At 38.4% G+C, this 23968-nt stretch carries 19 protein-coding genes; 16 read left to right on the top strand and 3 right to left on the bottom strand.

All coding sequences use genetic code 11. The features are described 5' to 3' along the window. The first annotated feature begins 11 nt into the window (after positions 1-11). The 11 genes from BQ2683_RS03800 (at position 12) to BQ2683_RS03750 (ending at position 6063) form a co-directional block, all read left to right on the top strand. Entirely contained in the window at positions 12-644 is a 633-nt protein-coding gene (locus BQ2683_RS03800) for an adenylate kinase (RefSeq protein ID WP_069987426.1), read from the top strand. Between the two features lie 3 nt (positions 645-647). After that, complete coding sequence (gene map, locus BQ2683_RS03795; RefSeq protein ID WP_069987425.1) at positions 648-1397, top strand: type I methionyl aminopeptidase; 750 nt, start codon at positions 648-650, stop codon at positions 1395-1397. Positions 1398-1399: 2 nt separating this feature from the next. After that, a complete protein-coding gene (locus BQ2683_RS03790) occupies positions 1400-1660 on the top strand; it encodes a KOW domain-containing RNA-binding protein (RefSeq protein ID WP_069987424.1) in 261 nt (86 codons plus the stop codon). Between the two features lie 15 nt (positions 1661-1675). Next, a complete protein-coding gene (infA, locus tag BQ2683_RS03785) occupies positions 1676-1894 on the top strand; it encodes a translation initiation factor IF-1 (RefSeq protein WP_069987423.1) in 219 nt (72 codons plus the stop codon). 49 nt (positions 1895-1943) lie between these two features. Then, entirely contained in the window at positions 1944-2057 is a 114-nt protein-coding gene (rpmJ, locus tag BQ2683_RS03780; protein WP_040437253.1) for a 50S ribosomal protein L36, read from the top strand. Between the two features lie 93 nt (positions 2058-2150). After that, positions 2151-2519, top strand: a complete 369-nt coding sequence (rpsM, locus tag BQ2683_RS03775; RefSeq protein ID WP_069987422.1) for a 30S ribosomal protein S13 — start codon at positions 2151-2153, stop codon at positions 2517-2519. Between the two features lie 15 nt (positions 2520-2534). Further along, positions 2535-2933, top strand: coding sequence for a 30S ribosomal protein S11 (gene rpsK / locus BQ2683_RS03770; RefSeq protein ID WP_069987421.1), 399 nt, complete (start codon positions 2535-2537; stop codon positions 2931-2933). 23 nt (positions 2934-2956) lie between these two features. Next, the gene (gene rpsD, locus BQ2683_RS03765; RefSeq protein ID WP_069987420.1) at positions 2957-3583 is read left to right on the top strand and encodes a 30S ribosomal protein S4; all 627 of its coding nucleotides are present in this window, start codon (positions 2957-2959) and stop codon (positions 3581-3583) included. Between the two features lie 65 nt (positions 3584-3648). Further along, positions 3649-4599 carry a DNA-directed RNA polymerase subunit alpha gene (locus BQ2683_RS03760; RefSeq protein ID WP_069987419.1) on the top strand — a complete coding sequence of 317 codons (951 nt, stop codon included), beginning with the start codon at positions 3649-3651 and terminating at the stop codon, positions 4597-4599. A 22-nt stretch (positions 4600-4621) separates the two neighbouring features. Next, the gene (rplQ, locus tag BQ2683_RS03755) at positions 4622-4963 is read left to right on the top strand and encodes a 50S ribosomal protein L17 (protein WP_069987418.1); all 342 of its coding nucleotides are present in this window, start codon (positions 4622-4624) and stop codon (positions 4961-4963) included. Between the two features lie 710 nt (positions 4964-5673). Further along, positions 5674-6063 (top strand): hypothetical protein, encoded by a 390-nt coding sequence (locus BQ2683_RS03750; RefSeq protein WP_069987417.1) that lies wholly within the window; start codon positions 5674-5676, stop codon positions 6061-6063. A gap of 97 nt (positions 6064-6160) precedes the next feature. Here BQ2683_RS03750 and BQ2683_RS03745 read toward each other — a convergent pair whose 3' ends face one another. Further along, positions 6161-6826: a metallophosphoesterase gene (locus tag BQ2683_RS03745; RefSeq protein ID WP_069987416.1), complete on the bottom strand. Its 666-nt coding sequence runs from the start codon at positions 6824-6826 to the stop codon at positions 6161-6163. A 19-nt stretch (positions 6827-6845) separates the two neighbouring features. Beyond that, on the bottom strand, positions 6846-8132 hold the full coding sequence (locus BQ2683_RS03740) for an O-acetylhomoserine aminocarboxypropyltransferase/cysteine synthase family protein (protein ID WP_069987415.1): 1287 nt from the start codon (positions 8130-8132) through the stop codon (positions 6846-6848). 145 nt (positions 8133-8277) lie between these two features. Between BQ2683_RS03740 and BQ2683_RS03735 the strand changes: the two genes are divergently transcribed. From BQ2683_RS03735 to BQ2683_RS03720, 4 genes are all read left to right on the top strand, one after another. Continuing rightward, complete coding sequence (locus tag BQ2683_RS03735) at positions 8278-9657, top strand: D-alanyl-D-alanine carboxypeptidase family protein (RefSeq protein WP_069987414.1); 1380 nt, start codon at positions 8278-8280, stop codon at positions 9655-9657. A 23-nt stretch (positions 9658-9680) separates the two neighbouring features. Then, a complete protein-coding gene (locus BQ2683_RS03730; protein ID WP_069987413.1) occupies positions 9681-10637 on the top strand; it encodes a carbohydrate kinase family protein in 957 nt (318 codons plus the stop codon). 570 nt (positions 10638-11207) lie between these two features. Then, complete coding sequence (locus BQ2683_RS03725; RefSeq protein ID WP_069987412.1) at positions 11208-16502, top strand: family 78 glycoside hydrolase catalytic domain; 5295 nt, start codon at positions 11208-11210, stop codon at positions 16500-16502. A gap of 367 nt (positions 16503-16869) precedes the next feature. After that, on the top strand, positions 16870-18216 hold the full coding sequence (locus BQ2683_RS03720) for a sodium-dependent transporter (protein WP_069987411.1): 1347 nt from the start codon (positions 16870-16872) through the stop codon (positions 18214-18216). Positions 18217-18268: 52 nt separating this feature from the next. Here BQ2683_RS03720 and BQ2683_RS03715 read toward each other — a convergent pair whose 3' ends face one another. After that, on the bottom strand, positions 18269-19279 hold the full coding sequence (locus tag BQ2683_RS03715; RefSeq protein ID WP_069987410.1) for an AraC family transcriptional regulator: 1011 nt from the start codon (positions 19277-19279) through the stop codon (positions 18269-18271). A 160-nt stretch (positions 19280-19439) separates the two neighbouring features. Between BQ2683_RS03715 and BQ2683_RS03710 the strand changes: the two genes are divergently transcribed. Next, positions 19440-23222: a glycosyl hydrolase gene (locus tag BQ2683_RS03710; RefSeq protein WP_069987409.1), complete on the top strand. Its 3783-nt coding sequence runs from the start codon at positions 19440-19442 to the stop codon at positions 23220-23222. The last annotated feature ends 746 nt before the right edge of the window (positions 23223-23968 follow it).

Below are 23968 nucleotides of genomic sequence, written 5' to 3'. Positions count from 1 at the left end.
GGAGGGCAAGTATGAATTTAATTCTTTTAGGTGCTCCGGGTGCCGGAAAAGGTACACAAGCAGAAATTATTTGTGATACATTAAAAATTCCAGCTATTTCTACCGGTAATATCCTGCGCGAAGCGGTCAAAAATGGCACAGAGCTGGGATTGAAAGCCAAAGAATATATGGAATCTGGCAATTTGGTTCCGGATGAGGTTGTAATTGGCCTGTTAAAAGAACGGATTGCGCAGCCTGACTGTGAAAATGGTTATGTGCTGGATGGATTTCCACGTACAGTTCCTCAAGCGGAAGCTTTGGATGCAATGGGCGTAGTAATTGATCGAGTAATCGATATTGAAGTTCCTGATGAAAAAATTCAGGCTAGATTATCTGGACGCCGTGTTTGTGAATCTTGTGGCGCATCCTACCATGTGATGTATAAACCTTCTGCTGAAGAAGGAAAATGCGATAAATGTGGCGGGAATACGGTGCAGCGTAAAGACGACCATCCAGATACCATAAAAGAGCGTTTAACTGTTTACCATGAACAAACGGAGCCGCTCAAAGACTACTATACAAAAACAGGTAAACTGGTTATTGTAGAAGGGCAGGAAGATGTAAAAGATACAACCGCCCTTACTTTGAAAGCCTTGGAGGCATAATTGATGATTGCTTTGAGAACAGCAAGAGAACTGGAACTATTACGGGATGCGGGTAGGATTTCCGCCCAGGCATTACAGGTTGCAGGGGAACACTGCAAACCAGGTGTGAGTACAAAGGAAATTGATACCGCAATCCGCACGTTTATTCTCTCTACAGGTGCAACACCTAACTTTTACCACTACGGTGGTTTTCCTGGGAACGCCTGTATCTCTGTAAATGATACCGTTATCCATGGAATTCCTTCGAAACATGAGATTTTGAAGGAAGGGGATATTGTAAGCGTTGATGTTGGCGCTTTGTATAAAGGTTACCACGGAGACAATGCTTATACATTTACAGTAGGAGAAGTAAGCAAGGAAGCAAAACAGCTTTTGGAAGTTACAGAGAAAAGCTTGTATGAGGCAATTAAAGCGGCACAGCCAGGAAACCGTCTAGGGGATGTCGGCTATGCGGTAGAGAGTACAGTAACACCATATGGCTATGGTATTGTCCGTCAATATGTAGGCCATGGTGTTGGTACTGATCTACATGAGGAACCAGAAGTTCCGAATTTCGGGAAACCTGGGCATGGCATTCGCTTAGTGCCTGGTATGGTTATTGCAATTGAGCCGATGATCAATGGGAAAGGGGATGCAGTAAAACTGCTCTCTGATGGATGGACTGTGAAAACAGCCAGCGGCAGCTTGGCAGCCCATTTTGAACATACGATTGCAATTACAAAGGATGGCCCTATCATCCTTTCAGAGGCGTAAAGATGCAGATTATTGAAGGAATGATTGTAAAATCAAAATCGGGGCATGATAAAGATAGGTATTATTTGGTAGTTTCCTGTGACGATTCCGTTGCTTACATTTCAGATGGCAAACGAAGAAAACTGGATAAGCCAAAGGCTAAGAATTACAAACATTTGCAGCCAACAACCCATTTGGTTGATGTTACCCTTTATACGACCGATAAAAAAATTCGGAATCTGCTTTGGCAGTGGAACTATTCTGATCAAGCCGTTATCAACTAGGGAGGTAATCTGTTCATGGCAAAAGATGACGTAATTGAAATTGAAGGTAAGGTTGTAGAAGCCCTTCCAAATGCTGCTTTTAAAGTAGAATTGGAAAATGGCCATATTATCCTTGCTCATATTTCCGGCAAATTGCGTATGAATTTCATCCGTATTTTGGTGGGAGATAAAGTGACAGTGGAAATGTCACCATACGATTTAACAAAAGGGCGCATTACATGGCGTTCGAAATAAACAATAAGTTCAGTTCACGTTTTTTCGTGTAACAAGGAGGTATTTCAAGATGAAAGTAAGACCTTCGGTGAAGCCTATTTGTGAAAAATGTAAAGTTATCAAACGCAAAGGACGCGTTATGGTAATTTGTGAAAACAAAAAACACAAACAACGTCAAGGCTAAACTTTAAGCAGTATAAACTTTAGAATGAAACAAAGCTGTTTGTAAACCAATTGGGAAGAAGAACGTTAGCTTTGTACTGGAGGTGCAAACGAAATGGCGCGTATCGCTGGTGTCGACTTACCTAGAGATAAACGAGTAGAAATAGGTTTGACTTATATCTACGGAATCGGTAATAAAACCGCTAAAGATATCCTCGCAGCAACTGGTATCAACCCAGATACCCGTGTAAGAGACCTGACAGAAGACGAAGCTTCCATGCTCCGTGAATACATCGACAAACATTTAATGGTAGAAGGTGACCTTCGCCGTGATGTTGCAATGAACATCAAACGTTTGATCGAAATTAACTGCTATCGTGGCAGACGCCATAAAGCAGGTCTTCCTGTAAGAGGACAAAAAACAAAAACAAATGCTCGCACAAGAAAAGGTCCTAAAAAGACTATTGCGAATAAGAAGAAATAAGGAGGGATATCAGACATGGCTAAAAATGCTAAAAAGACAACGATTCGTAGACGTCGTGAACGCAAAAACATTGCTAGCGGTGCTGTGCATATCCAGTCCACTTTTAACAATACCATTGTTACAATCACTGACACACAGGGAAATGCAATTTCCTGGGCTAGTGCAGGTGGGTTAGGATTTAGAGGTTCTAGAAAATCCACTCCTTTTGCTGCTCAGACAGCTGCAGAAACCGCTGCAAAAGCAGCTATGGAACATGGCTTGAAAACAGTTGAAGTTTTTGTAAAAGGTCCTGGTTCCGGCCGTGAAGCAGCAATCAGAGCTTTGCAGTCCGCTGGTTTGGAAGTTAGCATGATTAAAGATGTTACCCCAATCCCACACAATGGCTGCCGTCCTCCAAAGAGAAGACGTGTTTAATTAGATGCAGGAGGTGTAACGATATGGCAAGATATACTGGTGCGGTATGCAGACTGTGCCGCCGTGAAGGCAAAAAATTATTCCTGAAAGGCGAACGCTGCTATTCCGACAAATGTGCGGTATCCCGCAGAGAATACGCTCCAGGTCAGCATGGACAAAGCAGAAAGAAAGTTTCTGAATACGGCCTGCAGTTAAGAGAAAAACAAATGGCAAGACGTTACTACGGCGTTTCTGAAAGCCAGTTCGCAAAATATTTTGAAATGGCTGTTAGAAAACCTGGTATGGCAGGTGAAAACCTGTTGAGAATCCTGGAATCCCGTTTGGATAACGTAGTATACAGAGCTGGTTTTGCATCTTCCAGAGCAGAAGCAAAACAGTTGATCCTTCATAACCACTTTAAATTAAATGGCAAAAAAGTAAACATTTCTTCTTTGCTGGTGAAACCAGGTGATGTGATCACTGTTGGCAATGATAGCAAATCCAGTGAAAAATTTAAAGCAGTTGTAGAAGCTTGGGCTTCCCGTCCAGTTCCAATGTGGATGACTGTTGACAAAGAAAATATGTCCATTAAAATTGAGCGCTTAACCAACCGCGATGAAATTGATTTGGAAATCGCAGAACATCTCATTGTCGAATTGTACTCCAAATAATAATATGATTGTTTGGACAAACAAAGTTGTACTTTGTTATTTATTGCAAATTAGGAGGGTTTTGAATGATTGAAATAGAAAAGCCAAGAATTGAGACGGCTGAACTTAAGTCAGACGGCACATACGGAAGATTTATCCTTGAGCCACTCGAACGCGGCTTCGGTACTACTCTTGGAAATTCCCTAAGACGCGTACTACTCTCCTCTCTTCCCGGTGTTGCAGTTACTTCCATTAAAATTGATGGTGTGCAGCATGAGTTCTCAACCATTCCAGGTGTAAAAGAAGATGTGACAGAAATCGTTCTCAACATCAAGGGGTTGATCGCTAAAGTACATGGCGATGTACCAAAAACAGTTTATATCGAAGCAGAAGGTGAATGTGAGGTTACCGCTGGCGATATCAAAGCTGACTCTGAAGTTGAGATACTTGATCCGGGGATGCATATTGCGACTTTGGATGAAGGTGCGAAACTGTATATGGAGCTTGTAATTGATAAAGGTAGAGGTTATGTTTCTGCTGAACGCAATAAGCAAAATATGCAGCCTGCTATTGGTGTAATCCCAATAGACAGCATCTATACACCGGTGTTAAAGGTAAACTACGCAGTGGAAAACACCCGTGTAGGTCAAATCACTGACTATGATAAGTTAACTTTGGAAATTTGGACTGACGGAACCATTTCCGCCAAAGAGGCAGTTTCCTTAGCAGCCAAGGTTCTCAATGAACATCTTAACCTTTTTGTTGATTTATCAGAAGAAGGGTATACCGAGCAGATTATGGTCGAAAAGGACGATAAGAGCAAAGAAAAAGTCCTGGAGATGACCATTGAGGAACTTGACTTGTCTGTCCGTTCTTTCAACTGCTTGAAACGCGCAGGCATTAACACGGTTGAAGACTTAACAAACAAAACCGAGGAAGATATGATGAAAGTTAGAAACCTCGGACGTAAATCATTGGATGAAGTTGTGCTCAAGTTAAAATCTTTGGGCTACGATCTTCAGGCTGATGAGGAATAAATCCCGTAAGGAGTGAATTTCAATGGCAGGTAGCAGAAAGCTCGGAAGAACTTCCGACCAAAGAAAAGCTATGTTACGTGCAATGGTTACTTTTTTGCTGGAAAATGGCAAAATTGAAACAACCGTAACAAGAGCAAAAGAAGTTCGTGCAATGGCTGAGAAAATGATTACTCTCGGTAAAACTAATACTCTCCACTCCAAACGTCAAGCTTTGGCTTATATCACAAAAGAAGATGTAACCAAAAAATTGTTTGACGAGATTGCACCGAAATATGCAGATAAAAACGGTGGTTACACCCGTATCGTAAAAATCGGTCCTCGTCGCGGCGATGCTGCAGAGATGGCGATTATTGAGTTGATCTAAAACGAATCAATAAATAGAAAGCTGGAGAAGAATCTCCAGCTTTTTTTGTTTGCTGCCTATAGGCTAAATAAAATCCCTGGTAGAACTAGGGGTAAAAAGTCTTGGCAAAATAAGAAACTCTAACAGATAGAGAATTCATTCTGCTTGATGATAGAATGGAAGATTTTAGAAAAGCAATTCGGGGATTTTTGCATACAGTTTTCTTTTCCCATAAGAGTACGGAAAGACAACCTGAACTGGTTTACTAGTAGCGGAGTAAGCGATGCGATGGTAGTCCTTCAATACCTTCTCCAGGAGTTTGAGCAAACCACTAATTCATTTTAGTGGTTTTGATTGATAATGAAGGTTTGTGGATATAACCATAAACAAGCTAAAGTATTGACTAAGCAGGCAATATCTTACTGGATTTACCTCATAAAATTATAGTATCTATTATATTAAAAATATGGTTTTTACTACTAAAACTGAATCAAGGAGAATGGTTGAATGGGATGTCAGGAAAAATACCTAAATGTCATTATTTTTATAACAAATAGTATTATATATTTATAGTATTCTATTTGTATTATAAAAATGTACAATTTTTCTTGCTTTTTTCGGTAACAAAAACAATTGAAAAGGCTTACTATTTATAGTATGCTATAAATAAATTGGTTTTGTTTATATATGAGAATCAAACTGTAGCTGTAAGAAGAAATGGAGACAATAAAATGAAATGGAAAACAATCGCTTACTACATCTTTTTTTGCCTTTGTATCGCTGGAGTTGGTTTTGGTTGGAACTATTTTGAAGAATTAAAAATCCACAATTATAGTGGGATTTATTCTTTCTATGAGAATTTGTTGTTTCTTCTATTGGGGATTGTTTTTATTTTACCACAATTGGTACATTATTTTACAAACCATCTGCGAATGAAGATAAATTGGATTTTGTTTGTTCTAAATATTCTTATTTTGCTTTTTGGATGTATAAGCTGGAGCCTTCCAATACCTAATTGGATTATTTCAATGTCTCCTATTATTATTTTTGCAACAATGGCGTATCTACCAAATTGTTGGAGTGAAACAAGAAATAAAAAATATTACCGTTCTATCTGGTAAATGTTTGATAAATGAAAAAATTCCTATGGCTGTAAATTGCCATAGGAATTTTTTCTATACTATTATTGCTATTTTAGCGTTGTGTCATCTAGAAATTTTATTTTGTTTGAATTGGGATGAGTCCGTCAAATACTGCGGTATAATAGGGAGGAATTTCTTTATCGACATGGAACTTTCCAAAATACCATTTTTTAAATTTACAATGGGTGCGGATCTGTTCCAACACATCGTGGATAGTAGTTCCATCCGCTTTGTTGATATCCATACAGCCCAAAATAGAATAAGGTGGTTCATGGCTGATAATAATATCTACAGCACCTTCCACTTGCTTGATGTGTTGAACCGCATTATCAATTTGAGCCTTTGTTGGCTCAACATTTTCCCAATTTTGGTCTAAATCGCCAGTCGTATTTTCCACAGATCCTCCACCAAAGGCAAGAATTTTTTTTCCTTCTATTTCGTACACTTCTCCCCGCATCAACTGGAAGATATTTGGCATAATCTGTCTTGCTTTTCCGCCATGAAACTCCACAATTGGATAACTCTCTAATAATTCAAAATTTTCATGGCAACCATCCACAAAAGCGATGGTATACTTGCGTTTATTTAAAGCTTTTAAAGTTTTTGTCTCTGCTCTTGAGTGATCCCAGATAAAGCCGAAATCACCGCAAATTAATAAAGTATCATTTTTTTTAATCTTTTTATAATCAGGCAGTTCCATAGCTGAAAGTTGGCCGTGTTTGTCACCTGTAACCCAAATCATGCTAGACCTCCTGGTATTTTTATTTTGTAGCGTTTGCAATTGCTTGATCCAAATCAGCGATAATATCCTGAATATCCTCTAAACCAATGGAGAGGCGGATGGTACCCTCTGTAATACCAGCAGCAACCAATTGTTCCGCAGATAACTGGGAATGAGTAGTGGTAGCTGGATGGATTACCAGACTTTTAGAGTCACCCACGTTTGCACAGTTAATCAAAAGTTTTAAGCTATCAATAAATTTAGCGCCTGTTTCACGGGTACCTTTTAAGCCAAAAGTGAAAACAGAACCAGTGCCCTTTGGCATATATTTTTGACCTAATTCATAATATTTGCTGCTTTTTAACATAGGGCAGTTTACGAACTCTACTTGTGGATGTTGTTCTAAGTATTCGGCCACTTTTAAAGCGTTTTCGCAATGGCGTTCCATCCGTAAAGAGAGTGTTTCAATTCCTTGAAGAAGCATAAACGCATTAAATGGAGAGATACATGCACCTAAATCTCTAGTAATTAAGCTGCGTAAGCGGGCAATAAAAGCGGATTCTCCCAAATCTGCGTATACCAAACCGTGATAGCTTTCATCGGGCTGATTATATAGTGGGAATCTTGGGTTATCTTTGTATTGGAATTTGCCCGAATCCACAACTAGACCGCCCATGACATTACTGTGGCCACCCAGGAATTTTGTTGCGGAGTGGATGACAATATCAGCGCCAAACTCAATTGGTCGGCAAAGGGCTGGTGTGGTAAAAGTAGAATCCACTACATAAGGGATACCATGTTTATGGGCGATTTTTCCGATTTGTTCTAAATTTGCTACATTTGCATTGGGGTTTCCCACTGTTTCAACAAAAAACATTCTAGTCTTATCGGTAACAGCATTTTCCCATGCTTCTAAATCATCTGGATTTACAAAGGTAACATGAATCCCTAACCGTTTTAAGGTTACACCCAACATATTAATAGCCCCACCATAAATCTGGATCGAAGCCACAATTTCATCTCCCTGGCTTGCCAGATTGACAACTGTATTAAAAATAGCAGCATGGCCGGAAGCAAACGCTAACGCCCCAATACCACCATCTAAAGCGGCAATACGCTGTTCTAGAACGTCTACAGTTGGATTAGCCAAACGAGTGTAGATGGAACCAGGCTTTTTTAAAGCAAATTGATCGCAGGCATCTTGTGTGTTTTCAAAAGCATATGCGTTGGTAAGATACAATGGCACTTCTACTGATTTTGTGGTGGGCTCAATTTCATATCCACTATGTAATGCCATGGTATCCAATTGGTATTTTTGTGGCTCCATGATAGATAGCCTCCTTGTAGGATAATTTTTCATGATTTTATCTGATAAAATTCATAAAATAATGATGGTTTCTATTTGAATTCCATCCTTATATTTGATATACTTATATTAAATAATAATACACTATTTGGAGGAGATTGTCCATATGAGAAAAGTAATTTCTCTGATACTGACTTGTGTCATTACAATTAGTGTTTTCTGCGCCCCTCTTACAGCAGAAGCGCTTACTTATACCCCGGATTTTGAAGTGGTTAGCCAGTCAGCTTATTTGGTAAATACAGACACAGGAAAAGTTTTATATGAAAAAGAAGCGCAAAAACAGCTGATACCAGCTTCTTTAACCAAAATGATTACCTGTATTGTGGCATTAGAACACTGTGAAGATATCGCGAATACTATGGTAACGGCACCAAACTATGTATTTGATAATTTATATGGAAAAGGTGCTTCTGATGCTGGAATTATGGCAGGGGAAACATTGAGTATGGAAGATCTCCTCTATGGATTAATGTTGCCATCTGGCTGTGAAGCAGCAGACATTATTGCGGATTATATTAGTGGTGGAAAACCAGAAGAATTCATCCAAATGATGAATGATAAGGCAAAAGAAATTGGATGTACCAACACGGTGTTTTATGACGCCAGTGGCCTGGATAATAGGAATCTTTCTACAGCTTATGATATGTACTTGATTGCCAACTATGGGATGAATATGGAAGATGGTCGGTTTGCCACGATTTCTACTACTGTCCGTCATACTATGAAAGCAACAAATAAACAAGGAGAACGTACTATTACCCACTCCAATTATCGAATGTTGGTAAAATCTTTAGGTGGAGATAAGTATTTTTATGAGTATGTAAAAGGGATTAAAACTGGTACAGGAGATGATTATAAAAACCTAGTAACAGCGGCTTCCCACGATGGATATAATTATATTTGTGTTGTGATGGGCGCACCAATCCGTGATGGCTATGGAAATGAATTGCCACAATATACCTGCTTGGATAGTAAAAATCTCTATAAATGGGCGTTTAATAATTTCAGCTTGAAAACAGTGGCGGAACCAAATTCCAAAACAATCCCAAATCAAATCAAGGTGGAGCTTGCGAAAGATACGGATACCATCCAATTAACGACAAAGGAAACGATTACTGAGTTATTGCCAAATGATATTGATGTTTCCTCTATTATGTGGGATACTTCCAATTTGCCAAAAACAATACAAGCTCCCATCAAACAAGGGCAAGAAATTGGCACAATAGATTTAAAATTACAAAATGAAGTTATACAGACGGTAACAGTGGTAGCTGCCAATGATATTGACCGAAGTATGTGGCTTTATATAGGAAATATTTTAAAAAAGATTTTGACCTCTTGGTGGTTTATCTTATTAGTAGTTATCATTGTGGTATTGCTCATTCTTTATTTTGTAATGGTAGTTGTATATAACAAGCGCCGTAGAAAAGGAAAAATACCTGTGCGTAGGAAAAAAGGACAAACGGTAAAAAGAAGGAGAAGGTAGTTTTGTAGAAAGGACGTAATTTTATGTTTGATGTAGTGGCTTTGGGTGAGATGTTGATTGATTTTACTCCGGTAAAATCGCAAGGGGATAATTACCTGTTCTCGCCAAATCCTGGAGGGGCTCCCGCAAATTTATTGTGTTCTTTGGCGAAATTCGGGAAAAGAGCTGCTTTTCTTGGAAAAGTAGGGGATGACCAGTTTGGACATTTATTGAGAAAGACACTGGAAGACAACCATGTAAGCACAGAAGGAATGGTAATGTCAAAGCAATACCAAACTACCCTGACTTTTGTACACTTAAACGAACATGGGGACCGTTCCTTTCGTTTTTATCGGAATCAAGGTGCGGATACGATGTTGGAACCAGAAGAAGTTTGTTATGAACTGATTGACCGGACAAAAATTTTTCATTTTGGCTCGTTAACATTGACCTGCAATCCTGCTAGAAAGGCTACATTATCCGCCCTAGAATACGCCAAAAAAGCAGGGAAAATCATTTCTTATGACCCTAATTTGCGCCTTAGTTTATGGGATAACAAACAATTGGCAAAAGAAATGATACAAAAAGGGCTGGACTACGCCAATATTTTAAAATTATCGGAAGAAGAAGCCATGTTTTTAACAAATTGCCAGGATTATATGAAAGCTGCTCAGACATTGATGGAGCGTTACCATAATTTACGGATCATTTTAGTGACCCTAGGGGCAAATGGTTCCCTTGCGTTAAACCGGCATAACTGTGTTTCTTTAACAGCATATCCGGTAAAGGCAGTGGATACGACAGCTGCGGGAGATTCCTTTTTTGGAGGATTTTTATATCAATTATTAGAATTGGGAAAGCCTTTGGATGCGTTACAGGAAGAAGATTTGATTTCCTGCCTTTCCTTTGGAAACGCAACTGGCTCCTTGACAACGACGAAAAAGGGTTCCATTTATGCGTTGCCTGATTTACAAGAAGTAAAAAAATTGATGAATGAATAGTATGGATAGAGGAAACCCCAACGGTTCTAATTTGGAACCATTGGGGTTTTTCTTATATGGAATTGATATGGTATCATCTTTATTTCGCTCCAAAACTAGGAGAAAAAACTTTGAAATAGTACCCTTCAAAGATGCAGTAAAACAACCTATAATATCATTCACTTACATTTAATATTATGAATCCATCTAGTATTTAAGATGAGATTAATCTTATACAGATTCCTAAAGAGAAAAAGAGAAACAATAACAATGGCTATTGTGATAGCTAAATTTTCATTTATATAGGATTTTTGTAGTATTGTGTTAATTTAAGGTGCATTTTAGAGGATTAGTTGGCAATATCAGCTTTTATAATTGTAATCATAAAATTAGGATTAATGTTGGTTATAATTGCTATAGTTATTAAAAATTATATTATTTTTATGTTGATAATTTATGTTGATTTTCATAGTTTTTATCTTTATAATATATAAATATAAGAATATTATGGAAAAATATTATGAAAATTAGAAAAAGGAGGTGAACAATTTTAAATCGTTTTAACCATAAATAATAAGGAGGAACAAGAGTATGAAGAAAAGATGGACTCGTTTTTTAAGCGGGTTATTGACAGCGGCAATGTTATCCACAGTTGTTGTATTTGCACCAACTAGCTTTGCTGCTGAGGCCACACTATCCGTTCAGGAAATGAAGGTAAATTCCTTAAGCGAACCGCTTGGAATTGACCAATTGCCAAAATTCAGTTGGGGATATTTCTCCAATATCAATGGAAAAGAACAAACTGCCTACCGTATTATTGTAGCTTCTTCTCAGGAAAAAGCAGAAGCGCATGAGGGGGATATCTGGGATTCGACCAAAATAGAGAGTAGCCAAAATTTTGATATTCCGTATGAGGGGACAGACCTAGCATCTAAAACAGAGTATTATTGGGCAGTAGAATGTTGGGACGAAAATGGCCAGTCGATTGGATGGAGTGAGGTTTCCAGATTTGAAACAGGAATGCTTCATCCAGAGGATTGGACAGCCGAGTGGATAGGGGACGATATCATTGGCAATACTCTGTCTACTACAGTGGATGGCTGCTACTGGATTTGGAGCCTAAATGGATCTCCTTTTGACCAAGCTCCAGCAGGACATCATTATTTCCGTAAAACTTTTTCAGTAAATCCAAATAAAACGGTAAAACAGGTTATTTTTGGTTTTACAGCGGATGACCAAGGTGTGTTTTACCTAAATGGAGAAAAAATTGGACAAACGCAGGCTTGGGAAAGCGGAGGAGTATATGATATTACCGATAAAATCCTCTCTGGTGAAAACTTAATTGCCTTGGACGGCAATAATACAAGCCAGGGTTATGGCGGTGTTATTGGAAAATTGACCATTGCTTATACCGATGATACGACAGATACTGTGATTACAGATAATACCTGGAAAGTAAATGGTATAGGGGATTCTGGTTGGGAACAGCCAGGGTTTGATGATAGTAATTGGGTTACCCCTGACCAAAATGTTTTATATGGTGGTGACCCTTGGGGAACCCGAGTTGTGATGGAAGTAACTAATACGGAACCAGTATCTGCCCCAATCTTCCGAAAAGAATTTGAGGTAAAGCAAGAAATTGAATCTGCAAGGGCCTATATTTGTGGATTAGGGTTATTTGATTTAAAAATCAATGGTGAGAATCCAGATGATACCGTATTAAATCCAGCCCATACTCAATATAATAAAACAGTAATGTACCGAGTGTTTGATGTTACAAACCAATTACAACAAGGTTCCAACGCCATTGGAGTAGAGCTGGGTAAAAGCTTCTACAATGAAACCGTAACTACCTGGAACTGGCAGAATGCTGTTTGGCGGGATAATCCAAAATTGTTAATGCAGTTGGAAATTACCTATCAGGATGGTAGCAAACAAATTGTAGATACTGGCACAGATTGGTCGGTTACCAGCAACGGCCCAACTGTATTTGACAGCATCTACTATGGAGAAACTTATGATGCCCGTTTAGAAAAAACAGGATTTGATCAGCCTGGTTATAAAGAGGATGACTCTTGGCATTCAGCAGTAAACGTGGATGCTCCAACCGGGAAACTGATTTTCCAACAGATGGAACCAATGCGCCGGGCGGAAACACTGGATACAACCGTGACTAAATTAGATAGCGATTCCTATATTATTCATCCTGAAAAAATGACAACAGGATGGATTAAGTTAAATATGGGAAATCTTCCAGAAGGTACTGAGGTTACCATTACTTATGGCGAGAAATTAAACGCGGATGGCACATTGGCTGCCCAGGGAAATGACAGCTGGTTTATCCGCACCATCCAACAGGATAAGTACATCGCCAAAGGGGAACCTGGAGAAAATTTTGAGCCACGCTTTAGTTATAAAGGTTATGAATATATTCAAGTAGATGGATATTTAGGAGAATTGACTTCCGACCAAATTGAAGCGTATGCCATCCATAACGATGTGGGAATTCCTTCTTCTTTTGAATCTTCAAATGAGATGATTAACTCCATGCATGATGTTATGGTGAATACTTTATTAAACAACTTCCAGGGAAAACCAACCGATACCCCTGTATGGGAGAAAAATGGTTGGACTGGGGATGCAAATGTTTCTACCGAGAGCATGGCATATAATTTTGATATGCGTCTGTTCCTCTCAAAATTCCTAAATGATATGGAGGATACCCAAACTGAAACAGCAATTGGAAATATTGCGCCTTCCGCTGACTGGAGCATTGAAAATACTCCAGTATGGAATGGAATTTATTTCCTAGGTACAGAACAGTTATATAACCAGTTTGGAATGAAATCCTTTGTAGAAGAACAATACGATGCTATGAGAAAGATGGCGTTGGTAGATATTAAGACAATCCAAAATAACGGATGGGTTTGGTTTGATACTCAAATGGGTGATTGGGTTAGTCCTTATGGAGGCACTGATCCTAACGCACCAGGTATTGCCATGTCTCCAGAAGGTTCTGCAATTTGTGGAACGGGATATGTATACCAAATTTTAAAAACAATGACCCATATGGCAGAGGTTTTAGGAAAAGAAGAGGATGCGGCAGAATATCGTGCTGCTATGGAACAGATTTATACTGCGTTTAACGAAAAGTTTTTTGATGAAGAAAAACAGATTTATGATACAAATTATTGGATTCCTGAAAACGCAGGGTTACGTACAAAATTCCGCCAAACATCCCAGCTGGTAGCATTGGCTTTTGGATTGGTTCCGGAAGAATACAAAGATGCTGTAGTGAAAAACCTGGTAAATGACATTGTGGAAAAAGGATATCATTTTGAAGTTGGTATGGTAGGAAATAAATTGTTGTTGCCAGTGCTAAGCGATAATGGTTATAACGATGTAGCTTATAAGGTGCTGACCCAAACCACCTATCCAAGTTGGGGATATTGGTTAGAACAAGGAGCTACTTCCGCTTGGGAAGGTTTTGAAAATACAACTCGGTCCCATAACCACTATTTCTTGGCAAACTATGAAGAATGGCTTTATAAAGGGCTGGCAGGTATCCGTGATTTTGCGGATGGTGGCAACACCTTTACAATTCAGCCACAGCTGGCAGGCTCTTTAGAGTACGTAGACGCTGTTACAAATACCGCCTATGGCAATATCCGTTCTTCCTGGAAGATAACAGAACAGAATACTGAATTTAGTTACCAAATTCCAGTTAGTACAACAGCGACTATTTATCTACCAACAGCAGATACAATTTATAATAAAGACCATCAAGAAATTTCGACATCGGATGTAGGTATTGTTTCGATTGAAAAACAAGGAGAAATCACAAAATTAGTAGTAAAATCCGGTAATTATCAATTTTTCTGTAACACAAACCAAACTGTTTATAAAGATGATCTGAGAGATGCGATTTCTTATGCAGATAGCTTACAGCAGGAGGATTATTTGCAGGAAGCATGGACTGAATTCCAGCAGGTTCTGGAACAAGCCAAATCCGTAGAATCACAACAGGATACCAATCAAATTGCGGTTAACCAGGCAACCAATAGCTTGGAACAGGCAATTGAAGTGTTAACAAACAAAGTTGACACTGTTCGTAAAAACTTAAAAGAACTACTGCAATCCATGTCTACGCTTTCTAAAGCAGACTTTACTGACCATTGGGAAGATTTTCAAGCTGTATACGAAAAAGCTTCTGCATTGTCAACAGATATCCAAGCAACTACAGAGCAGTTGCAAAAAGTGACGGATGAGTTAAATCAGGCTTATGAATTGTTGCGCTATTACCGTACTGGAAATATAGCGTTAAATAGTACTCCTACCGCTTCTAGTTCTGTGAATGGTTCTAATGGTTGGGATATTAGAAATTTAACGGATGGAGATTTGAAAAACTTAAGCTCTATCAATGAAATTTGTGGTTGGACTTCAAACAATGATATCAACAATAACCATACCGAATGGGTGGCAGTTGATTTAGGAACAATCAATCGAATTAGTGAAGTTGTATTGTATCCATCTGGAATTGATGCCAATAACAATGCTTATGGTATGCCAATTGACTTTACCATTGACATTTCTGACGATGGTATCAATTGGACAACAGTTCATACAGAACAGAACTATCCATTACCTACCAGTGATCCACAAAAATTTGTACTAGATCAATCTTACTTCGCAAGATATGTTCGGGTTCACGCAACTAGTTTACGTCCAAAACCAAGCGATAATAACCTATATAGAATGCAGTTAGTTGAAATGGAAGTTTATAACCATCCAGTAACCGATGCACAGTTAACAGGGATTACCCTCAGTGACGGAAACTTAGAACCAACGTTTGACCCATCTGTTCGAGAATACCGTGTAGAGGTTGCCAATGATGTGGAGTCCATTTTAGTGACGCCATCTATCTCCCAAGGTGGATCTGTAACATTTGATGACAGTGATATGTTGGGCAAAGACGAGGCAACAGGGAAATACCTATTGAGAGAAGGGGAAAACCAGTTAATCCTTCACGTGGTGACAGAAGAATCCCAAGCAGTTCAGTCAACATCGATTACGATTATCCGTGAAAAATCGGAAGTTGTGGATACAGACAAATCGATTTTGAATGCTATTATTAAATACGCCGAAGAAGCTAAAACTAGTGGGGAATATGACAATGCTATTGAAAGTGTACAAAAAACATTTGATGCAGCATTGGAAAATGCCAAGGCAGTAGCAAATAACGCAGCAGCAACCCAGGAAGAAGTAAATGCAGCATGGAAAACCTTAATGAACGAAATTCATAAACTGGGGTTTGTAGCTGGAGATAAAACAGCGCTAGCTTCTTTGATTGAAGCAGCCAATGAAATCAATGCGGAACTTGACCGTTATGTAGAAGCGGGAAAAGCGGAATTTACCGCAGCATTAGAAGCGGCGCAGAATACTTACAATAATGGAGACGCTATGCAGGCGGAAATCAATGAAGTAGCGGATAAACTGTTAAACGCAATGTTGAACCTGAGATACAAAGCGGATAAATCTATTTTGGAAGAAGTAGTAGCAGAGGCAGAGAAAGTGGATGCGAACGCATACACGGCAGAAAGCTACGCAGTACTGGAAGCAGCAATAAATGACGCAAAAGCAGTACTGGAAAATGAAAACGCAACCCAGGAAGAAGTAGACACAGCAGTAGCCAATGTACAGAGTGCAATGGATAGTTTAGTAGCAGTAGAAGGAACAGAAACACCATCTGATAATAGTGCTGCTCAAATTGGACAGGAAAGCACAACAAACGCAGCGAAAACAGGGGATACTACCCCAATAGCAGGTGCAGTTGTTGCAATGGTTGCAGGTGCAGTGCTGATGACAATCCGTAAGAAAAATAAATAATAAATATATTATGAAGAACAAGAGTTGAATAATCCCCCATCTAAACAGAATAGATGGGGGATTTTAATATGTGAAAAGAAATTATAACTATTTGGAAACAAACTTGTCCATATATTTATAAATTGTTTCAATGTGATAGTAACATATATAAAATTAAAATGAATTTTGTTAACATTGAGTTTTATTAATAAATAATTGACATTGCGATAAAAAAATTGTAAAATTATAGAGAACAAAGTACTTCTATTTTTATGAATAGACGCTAATTTTTCTATGACAGATAGAAAAAATTTTTTATTTGGGTAATGATACAGTGGGCAAATTTTATTTGGGCTGTATTTGCCTACTGTAAAAGGAGTGTAACATAATGGTAAAAAATCAGGTAACATCCTTAAAAAAGAGGGATGTATTTATTTCCAGGTGGGGCTATATTTTAGCCTGTATTGGATCTGCGGTTGGTATGGGAAATATCTGGATGTTTCCTAGTCGTGTTTCCAAATATGGCGGAGGCTCATTTTTAATCCCCTATTTTTTGTTTGTCATCATTATTGGATTTTCTGGAGTAATCGGAGAAATGGCTTTTGGTCGCGCAACCCGTTCCGGACCAATGGATGCATTCCAAAAAGCAGTAGAATCCAGAGGGAAAAATGGAAAAATTGGTAAAGTATTGGGTGCTATTCCAGTTTTGGGTTCTTTGGCTTTAGCGATTGGATATTCCGTTGTAATGGGCTGGATTTTGCGGTATACAGTGGGGGCGTTTACAGGAAAAACCTTGGAACCAAATAGTGTGGAAGGATTTAGCGCTGCTTTTGGCAGTATGGCTTCCAATTTTGGAAATAACCTATGGCAACTAGTGGGTATTGTATTGGTAGCAGTTATTTTGATTTTTGGCATCAGTTCCGGGATCGAAAAAGTTAATAAGGTAATGATGCCATTATTTTTCTGCATGTTTGTTGGATTGGCAATCTATATGTTGTTCCAGCCAGGTTCTTTGGCTGGTTACCGATACATGTTTTCGGTGGATGAGAATATTTTAAATCCAATGACATGGGTTTATGCTCTTGGGCAAGCATTTTTTTCCCTCTCTTTAGCGGGCAATGGAACGCTAATTTATGGTTCCTATTTAAGCGATAAAGAGAACATTATTGGAGCGGCATGGAAAGTTGCTTTATTTGATACTTTGGCTGCTATGCTGGCGGCTTTGGTAATAATTCCAGCAATGGCTACTGCTGGTACAAACCTGTTTGATGGTGGCCCTGGTTTAATGTTTATCCATCTTCCTAATCTTTTTAAATCTATGCCAGGTGGGCAGATATTAGTTATTATTTTCTTTATTGCCGTATTTTTAGCAGGGATTACCTCGCTGATTAACCTGTTTGAAGCACCTATCGCTACTTTACAGGAGATTTTAGGGTTTTCCAGAACAAAAGCAGTTTTATCCATTTTAGGGATTGGTGCAGTAGTTGGTGTGTGTATCCAGGCGATTGTAAGCCAATGGATGGATGCAGTTTCGATTTATATTTGTCCATTAGGTGCTGGAATGGCAGGCATCATGTTCTATTGGGTATTTGGTTCTAAATATGTCCGAAAAGAAATGCAAAAAGGGAGAAAACGCAAAATTGGAAGATGGTTAGAGCCAATGACAAAATTTGTGTTTTGCGGTTTAACGGCAGCGGTATTTATTTTAGGAGTAGTATTCCAGGGAATTGGATGATATAGCAATAAAAACAGATGGCTTATCGGATTTTGCAAGCCATCTGTTTTTTCTATAAAGAATTATCCTCGTGTGATGGGTTTGGCTGATAATAAAGTTTACGGTACTCTGCTGGTGTACAGTGAAAATGTTTTTGGAACAGTTTGAAGAAATGGGAACTATAGTTAAAACCTGTTAAATTAACGATATCAGCAATTGGCATATCAGAATTGCGCAAAAAATTGCAGCAATGTTCTAATTTATACTCTAAAACAATATCGGTAAACGTACGGTCGGTAAAGCGTTTAATATAAGAAGATAAATAACTGGGGTTATAAAAAAAATGGTCCGCTGCAGATGTTAAAGTAACTGTATTATAATTTTGAGAAATGTAATCTAATATTTCCGCGATATCAGTGGGAATAAAATTTTTTTCTTCTGTAGTTTGTTCATCCTCACTAAATTGTCGGATCAGGGAAGAGAAAAGTACGATTAAATATGCTTGGATGGTATTTTGATAGCAGATTTTTTTCTGGATAAATTCTACCAATATTTTTTCGATAATTTCAGAAACATCATTTTCTGGATGGTTGCGGAACAATAAGTATTCATTTTTATCTTTTTTATTGTAAAGTGAATTGATAAAAAATTGGACCATAATACTGTTATCTGGAATTAGGTTGATAAATGCTTTATCAAATAAAGAGGTTTTAAACATAATATTAAAAACAATCGAATTGGTGTTTTCTCCTATATCCAAACAGTGGACAGCGTTGGGGTTTAAAAGACAGATATCCCCTTGATTCATCTGTATGGTAATGTCCTGCTGTCGGTAGATATGATTGCTACAGCTTCCATGGTAAATATAAATTAATTCAAAAAAATCATGTTTATGTTTTGGGCCATGGTTAAAAGCAGGATGGTGAATACCAATCGCGATATCATTCTGTTTCAAACCAAAAATATGGTCTGAGATAATATCTATTTGATTGGTGTCTTTCAGGTTAGGGAACCTTCGATGGTTCTGTGTTTGGAAATTTTTTTGTTTCCAATTTTCAATATACTGTTCGATAATTTGGTTCATATTGTCACCTAGTTCTAAAAATATTACATATGTATTCTAAAAAAATAGCGATGATTTTTTTATTCAATTAGATTAAAATTATAACAGACCGTTAAATTAATTATAGATGTTTTGGCAGGATATTGTCAAGCATTAAGATTATCCTTGGAGGAGGAGAACGATGAAAAAGGCAAAAAAACTAATAGCGGCTGTTACATCGCTTGCTTTAGCAGCAAGCTGTTTTACAGGGGTACTTCCTGTCCAGGCTGCAGAAAGTGGAAATTCTACTTTCCAAACAGAATTTAAAAATGCAAGTAATCATGATTCAAAATTAAGGGTACGTTATTGGATTCCAGGTGGATGGGCAGCAAAAGACCTGGATGAAATTGACCGGGAGATTAAAGAACTTGCGGATGCGGGTTACGGCTGTGTTGAGGTTGCGGATGTAAGGGATAAGATGAGCCAATCCGAGCTGGATGCTTTAGCTCAAAAAGATGAAAATGGGGACACCTATTTATATGGCTCTAAAAACTGGGAGAAATCTGTAAAACAGATTTTAAAATCTGCGAAAAAATATGGCCTTACTGTGGATATGACATTTGGACAACGTTGGCCGGCATCTTCCAATGAAATTACGCCAAATGATGATGCCGCAGCGAAAGAACTGGTTTATGGCACAGTGGAATTGTCAAACGGGCAAAATTATCAAGGTAGTGTACCTGTTACTTCCAAAGTTACTACTACGAATGAAGAAAACCCTGTTATTGAAAATGATTTAATTGGTATTTACGCTGCAAAATACGATTCTACCAAAGAAGTGGAAACTGGAGGAGGCTGGATGCAGCCAGCAACAAAATATACCCAGTACTCCTTGGATCAATCCACAATGGTACAGTTAACTCCAAACGAAAATGGGGAAATTGATTTCACAGCACCAGATGACAATTATGTTGTAGTAGCGATTTACCAGCGTGGTACAGGACAGTTGGTAGGATACCAGCCTTCTATGGATAACCACACAGGCACAAATTACGATGCTTATGTAGTAGACCATTTTAGCGACGCTGGCGTCAATGTAATGCAGAAATACTATGAAAACAACCTGTTCTCTGACCCTGAAACCGCTGAATTGATAAAAGAAGTAGGTGGGAACTGGTTCGAGGATTCTTTGGAAATGACGACAGCAGGACTGTGGACATACGATATGTTGGAGGAATTCCAAGAAGAAACTGGGTATGATTTAACCAACTATCTTCCATTTGTATTAAAAGTAACAGGTATGGATAGTATTTCCAACAATTCACCTTTTATATTGACAGATGATACAGACAATTTAGTAACCAATGTCAGAAATGATTATGTGGAAACGTTAAGTAATTTATATAACTATGAACGTACCCAAGATATGGTGGATTGGGCAGAAACTTACGGTATGGGATACCGGGTACAAGCGTATGGTTCTACGATTGATTCTGCTTTAACTTCTGCTATTGCTACTACCCCAGAAGGAGAATCTCTTACCTTTGGAAATAAACACGATAGTTTCCGTGTAATGGCAGCAGGTCGTGATATGGGCGGAAACACCATTTTATCCGATGAGATTGGTGCCAACTTTGGATATGGCAGCGCATATGGCTTCCCATTTGACGATTTGATTGCAAACTTTAACAAGAACTATGCAGCAGGAGTTAACTCCATGTATCTCCACGGTTATTCTTATGCGTATTCACCAGAGGCACAATGGCCAGGTTTCCATGCGTTTGGCAGTGATATTCCAGGACCGTTTAGCTCTAGAATGCCAGAATGGGAACATATTAATGATATTACAGGATATATTGACCGCACTCAATATGTATTACAGCAAGGGGTACAAAAAACTGATGTGGCAATTTATCAACCAACTTATAACGCAAGCTATGGCGCTCCATATTATACCGATACAGGTTTGACTGAAGCGGGTTATTCCTATCAATTCTTTACTAGAAGTTTGTTTAACCTAGATAGCGCTGTTATAAAAGATGGCGTATTAAATCCAGATGGTCCAGGATATCGTGCAATGATAATCAACAATGTTTCTTCCATGGCGGTTGAAACCATTGACAAATTAATTGAATATGCAAATGCAGGGTTCCCAATTATTGTAGTGGGACAGACTCCAACTACATCTATTTCTTTAGTAGACAATGCCCAGGATGTTGTAAATAAATTTAATGAGTTGTTAGCGATAGATGGCGTTGTTCAAGTAGAAAATACTTCTGAAGTAGTATCCGCTCTAGAAGCGAAAGGTATTGAACCAGCAGTGGATAAACAGACTGCAAATGCAGATATCGTTACAATCCATCGTACTACAGAAGACGCTGATTTTTATTACTTATTTAATGATGCAGGGGAACAGGCACAATTGGAAATTGCATTGGAAGGTAATGGAACCCCATACTTGTTAGACGGATGGACTGGCGAAATCACTCCAATTGCAAATTACACAATTGAAGATGGACAAATCATCGTTCCAGTTGACCTCGCTACCAATGATGCAATGATGGTTGGTATTTCTTCCACAGGTATCTTTGGAGAACCAGCAGATAATCATGCTATTTCTTCCAATGCTAAAGTCAGCTATAAAGATGGCAATTTGACAGTACGTGCAACAGAAGATGGAACCTATACTGTAGTAGATGAAGAAGGAAAAGAATACAACTACAATGTAACTGGCCTTGCAGAACCAATTGATTTAAATGACTGGAATTTAACAGTGCAAAGTTGGAGCAAGGGTGATAACGCTGACAATGACGTATTGGATACCAAGAAAGAAGATATTGCAGTAGGCAAAACAGATTTGATTGCTTGGAAAGACATCCCACAATTGGGTTCAACAGTATCCGGTATTGGTACTTACAGTACAACATTTAATTTTGATACTAGCAATAACACCAGTGCATATTTGGATGTAACAGAAGTATTTGATACCTTCCGTGTATTTGTAAATGGACAGCAATTGCCTGCCATCAATCAGATTACCAAACAGATTGATTTAGGCGACTATTTGGTAGATGGAGAGAACACCTTGGTAATTGAAGTCGCTTCTACTTTAGCAAACGCAGTTGGTTCTAAAAAGATTCAAGAGTATGGCGTTATCGGGGATGTATGCGTGGTTCCTTACCAGGATATTACGGTAAAAGAAGCAGATAAAGGCGTTTTGAATTCTGTGATTGCTTATGCGGAACAAGCCAAAGCAAGCGGGGAATATGATAACGCCATCGCATCCGTACAAAAATCCTTTGATGAAGCTTTGACGAATGCCAAAGCAGTAGCAGGCAATGCAGCAGCAACCCAGGAAGAAGTAAATGCAGCATGGAAAACCTTAATGAACGAAATTCATAAACTGGGGTTTGTAGCTGGAGATAAAACAGCGTTAGCAAGCTTAATCGCAGCAGCAGAAGGAATTGACCTGAGCAAATATGTAGAAGCAGGTCAAGCAGAATTTACCGCAGCATTAGAAGCGGCGCAGAATACTTACAATAATGGAGACGCTATGCAGGCGGAAATCAATGAAGTAGCGGATAATCTGTTAAACGCAATGTTGAACCTGAGATACAAAGCAGATAAATCTATTTTGGAAGAAGTAGTAGCAGAGGCAGAGAAAGTGGATGCGAACGCATACACAGCAGAAAGCTACGCAGTACTGGAAGCAGCAGTAAATGAAGCAAAAGCAGTACTGGAAAATGAAAACGCAACCCAGAAAGAAGTAGACGCAGCAGTACAATCTGTGCAGGCTGCAATGGATAGTTTAGTAGCAGTAGAAGGAACAGAAACACCATCTGATAACAATGCTACTCAGACTGGACAGGAAAATACAACAACAAAAGCAAACGCAGCGAAAACAGGGGATTTTGCTCCAATCGCAGGTGTAGTAATGTTGGCAGTAGCAGGCACAGCAGTATTACTTTCCCGTAAGAAAAAATAATATCAAGGGAAAGATAAACGTTTATAAGCCCGATTTCGATTGAAATCGGGCTTGTATTATTGCTGCCTATAGGTTTAATAAAACCTTGGCAAAATGAGAAACTCTTATAGATGAAGATTGCCTTCTACTTGAGAATGGAATATTTTGAAAAAGTAATTCGGGGATTTTTGCATACAGTTTTGTTTTCATACAAGGGTACGGAAAGAAAACTCGAACTGCTTTGCCAGTAGCGAGGCAAGCGATGCGATTCAATATCTCCTACAGGAGTCTGGGCAAAGCCACTAGTAAACTAGTGGCTTTTTTGTCTTAAATTCATTTGAAAATGAGTATGTAAAAAAACAAAGGGTTAAAATAGAAGTTATTTTTTGATGCTAAGAAGTTGACAATAATGGTAGTTGACTGTTTACTAGCTGTAACGTAAGGTGCGCAAATGGACTTGACGGGTAATAGGCAGATAATCACAATTATTTCAATTTGGTATAGCTAAATTTACGTTATATAAGGCGAATAGATATTATAAATGGATAAACGATATACCCTAATATTCCTTATAATTTGTCTGTGATGAATATAGGAAAATGGACAATACAATAGGGAAATTTCATATTGTAGGAAAAATAAAATGTCTTACAGCTTTTGTCGTAGATACTGTGTTAACTGTATCTGTAATAGGGCGTAACGATAGTGCTGAATTAGTTATGAAAATCAATCGTTAATCTATAAAAAATCCCCCTAAAGGAAGGCAG

The sequence above is a fragment of the Massilioclostridium coli genome (assembly GCF_900095865.1).
Lineage (GTDB): Bacteria > Bacillota > Clostridia > Oscillospirales > Ruminococcaceae > Massilioclostridium > Massilioclostridium facile.
This window is presented reverse-complemented; position numbering and strand designations above follow the sequence as displayed.

Excerpts from the sequence above, each read along its gene's own strand:
- BQ2683_RS03800 (WP_069987426.1), top strand. The coding sequence starts at position 12 with ATGAATTTAATTCTTTTAGGTGCTCCGGGTGCCGGAAAAGGTACACAA.
- map (WP_069987425.1), top strand. The coding sequence starts at position 648 with ATGATTGCTTTGAGAACAGCAAGAGAACTGGAACTATTACGGGATGCG.
- BQ2683_RS03790 (WP_069987424.1), top strand. The coding sequence starts at position 1,400 with ATGCAGATTATTGAAGGAATGATTGTAAAATCAAAATCGGGGCATGAT.
- infA (WP_069987423.1), top strand. The coding sequence starts at position 1,676 with ATGGCAAAAGATGACGTAATTGAAATTGAAGGTAAGGTTGTAGAAGCC.
- rpmJ (WP_040437253.1), top strand. The coding sequence starts at position 1,944 with ATGAAAGTAAGACCTTCGGTGAAGCCTATTTGTGAAAAATGTAAAGTT.
- rpsM (WP_069987422.1), top strand. The coding sequence starts at position 2,151 with ATGGCGCGTATCGCTGGTGTCGACTTACCTAGAGATAAACGAGTAGAA.
- rpsK (WP_069987421.1), top strand. The coding sequence starts at position 2,535 with ATGGCTAAAAATGCTAAAAAGACAACGATTCGTAGACGTCGTGAACGC.
- rpsD (WP_069987420.1), top strand. The coding sequence starts at position 2,957 with ATGGCAAGATATACTGGTGCGGTATGCAGACTGTGCCGCCGTGAAGGC.
- BQ2683_RS03760 (WP_069987419.1), top strand. The coding sequence starts at position 3,649 with ATGATTGAAATAGAAAAGCCAAGAATTGAGACGGCTGAACTTAAGTCA.
- rplQ (WP_069987418.1), top strand. The coding sequence starts at position 4,622 with ATGGCAGGTAGCAGAAAGCTCGGAAGAACTTCCGACCAAAGAAAAGCT.
- BQ2683_RS03750 (WP_069987417.1), top strand. The coding sequence starts at position 5,674 with ATGAAATGGAAAACAATCGCTTACTACATCTTTTTTTGCCTTTGTATC.
- BQ2683_RS03745 (WP_069987416.1), bottom strand. The coding sequence starts at position 6,826 with ATGATTTGGGTTACAGGTGACAAACACGGCCAACTTTCAGCTATGGAA.
- BQ2683_RS03740 (WP_069987415.1), bottom strand. The coding sequence starts at position 8,132 with ATGGAGCCACAAAAATACCAATTGGATACCATGGCATTACATAGTGGA.
- BQ2683_RS03735 (WP_069987414.1), top strand. The coding sequence starts at position 8,278 with ATGAGAAAAGTAATTTCTCTGATACTGACTTGTGTCATTACAATTAGT.
- BQ2683_RS03730 (WP_069987413.1), top strand. The coding sequence starts at position 9,681 with ATGTTTGATGTAGTGGCTTTGGGTGAGATGTTGATTGATTTTACTCCG.
- BQ2683_RS03725 (WP_069987412.1), top strand. The coding sequence starts at position 11,208 with ATGAAGAAAAGATGGACTCGTTTTTTAAGCGGGTTATTGACAGCGGCA.
- BQ2683_RS03720 (WP_069987411.1), top strand. The coding sequence starts at position 16,870 with ATGGTAAAAAATCAGGTAACATCCTTAAAAAAGAGGGATGTATTTATT.
- BQ2683_RS03715 (WP_069987410.1), bottom strand. The coding sequence starts at position 19,279 with ATGAACCAAATTATCGAACAGTATATTGAAAATTGGAAACAAAAAAAT.
- BQ2683_RS03710 (WP_069987409.1), top strand. The coding sequence starts at position 19,440 with ATGAAAAAGGCAAAAAAACTAATAGCGGCTGTTACATCGCTTGCTTTA.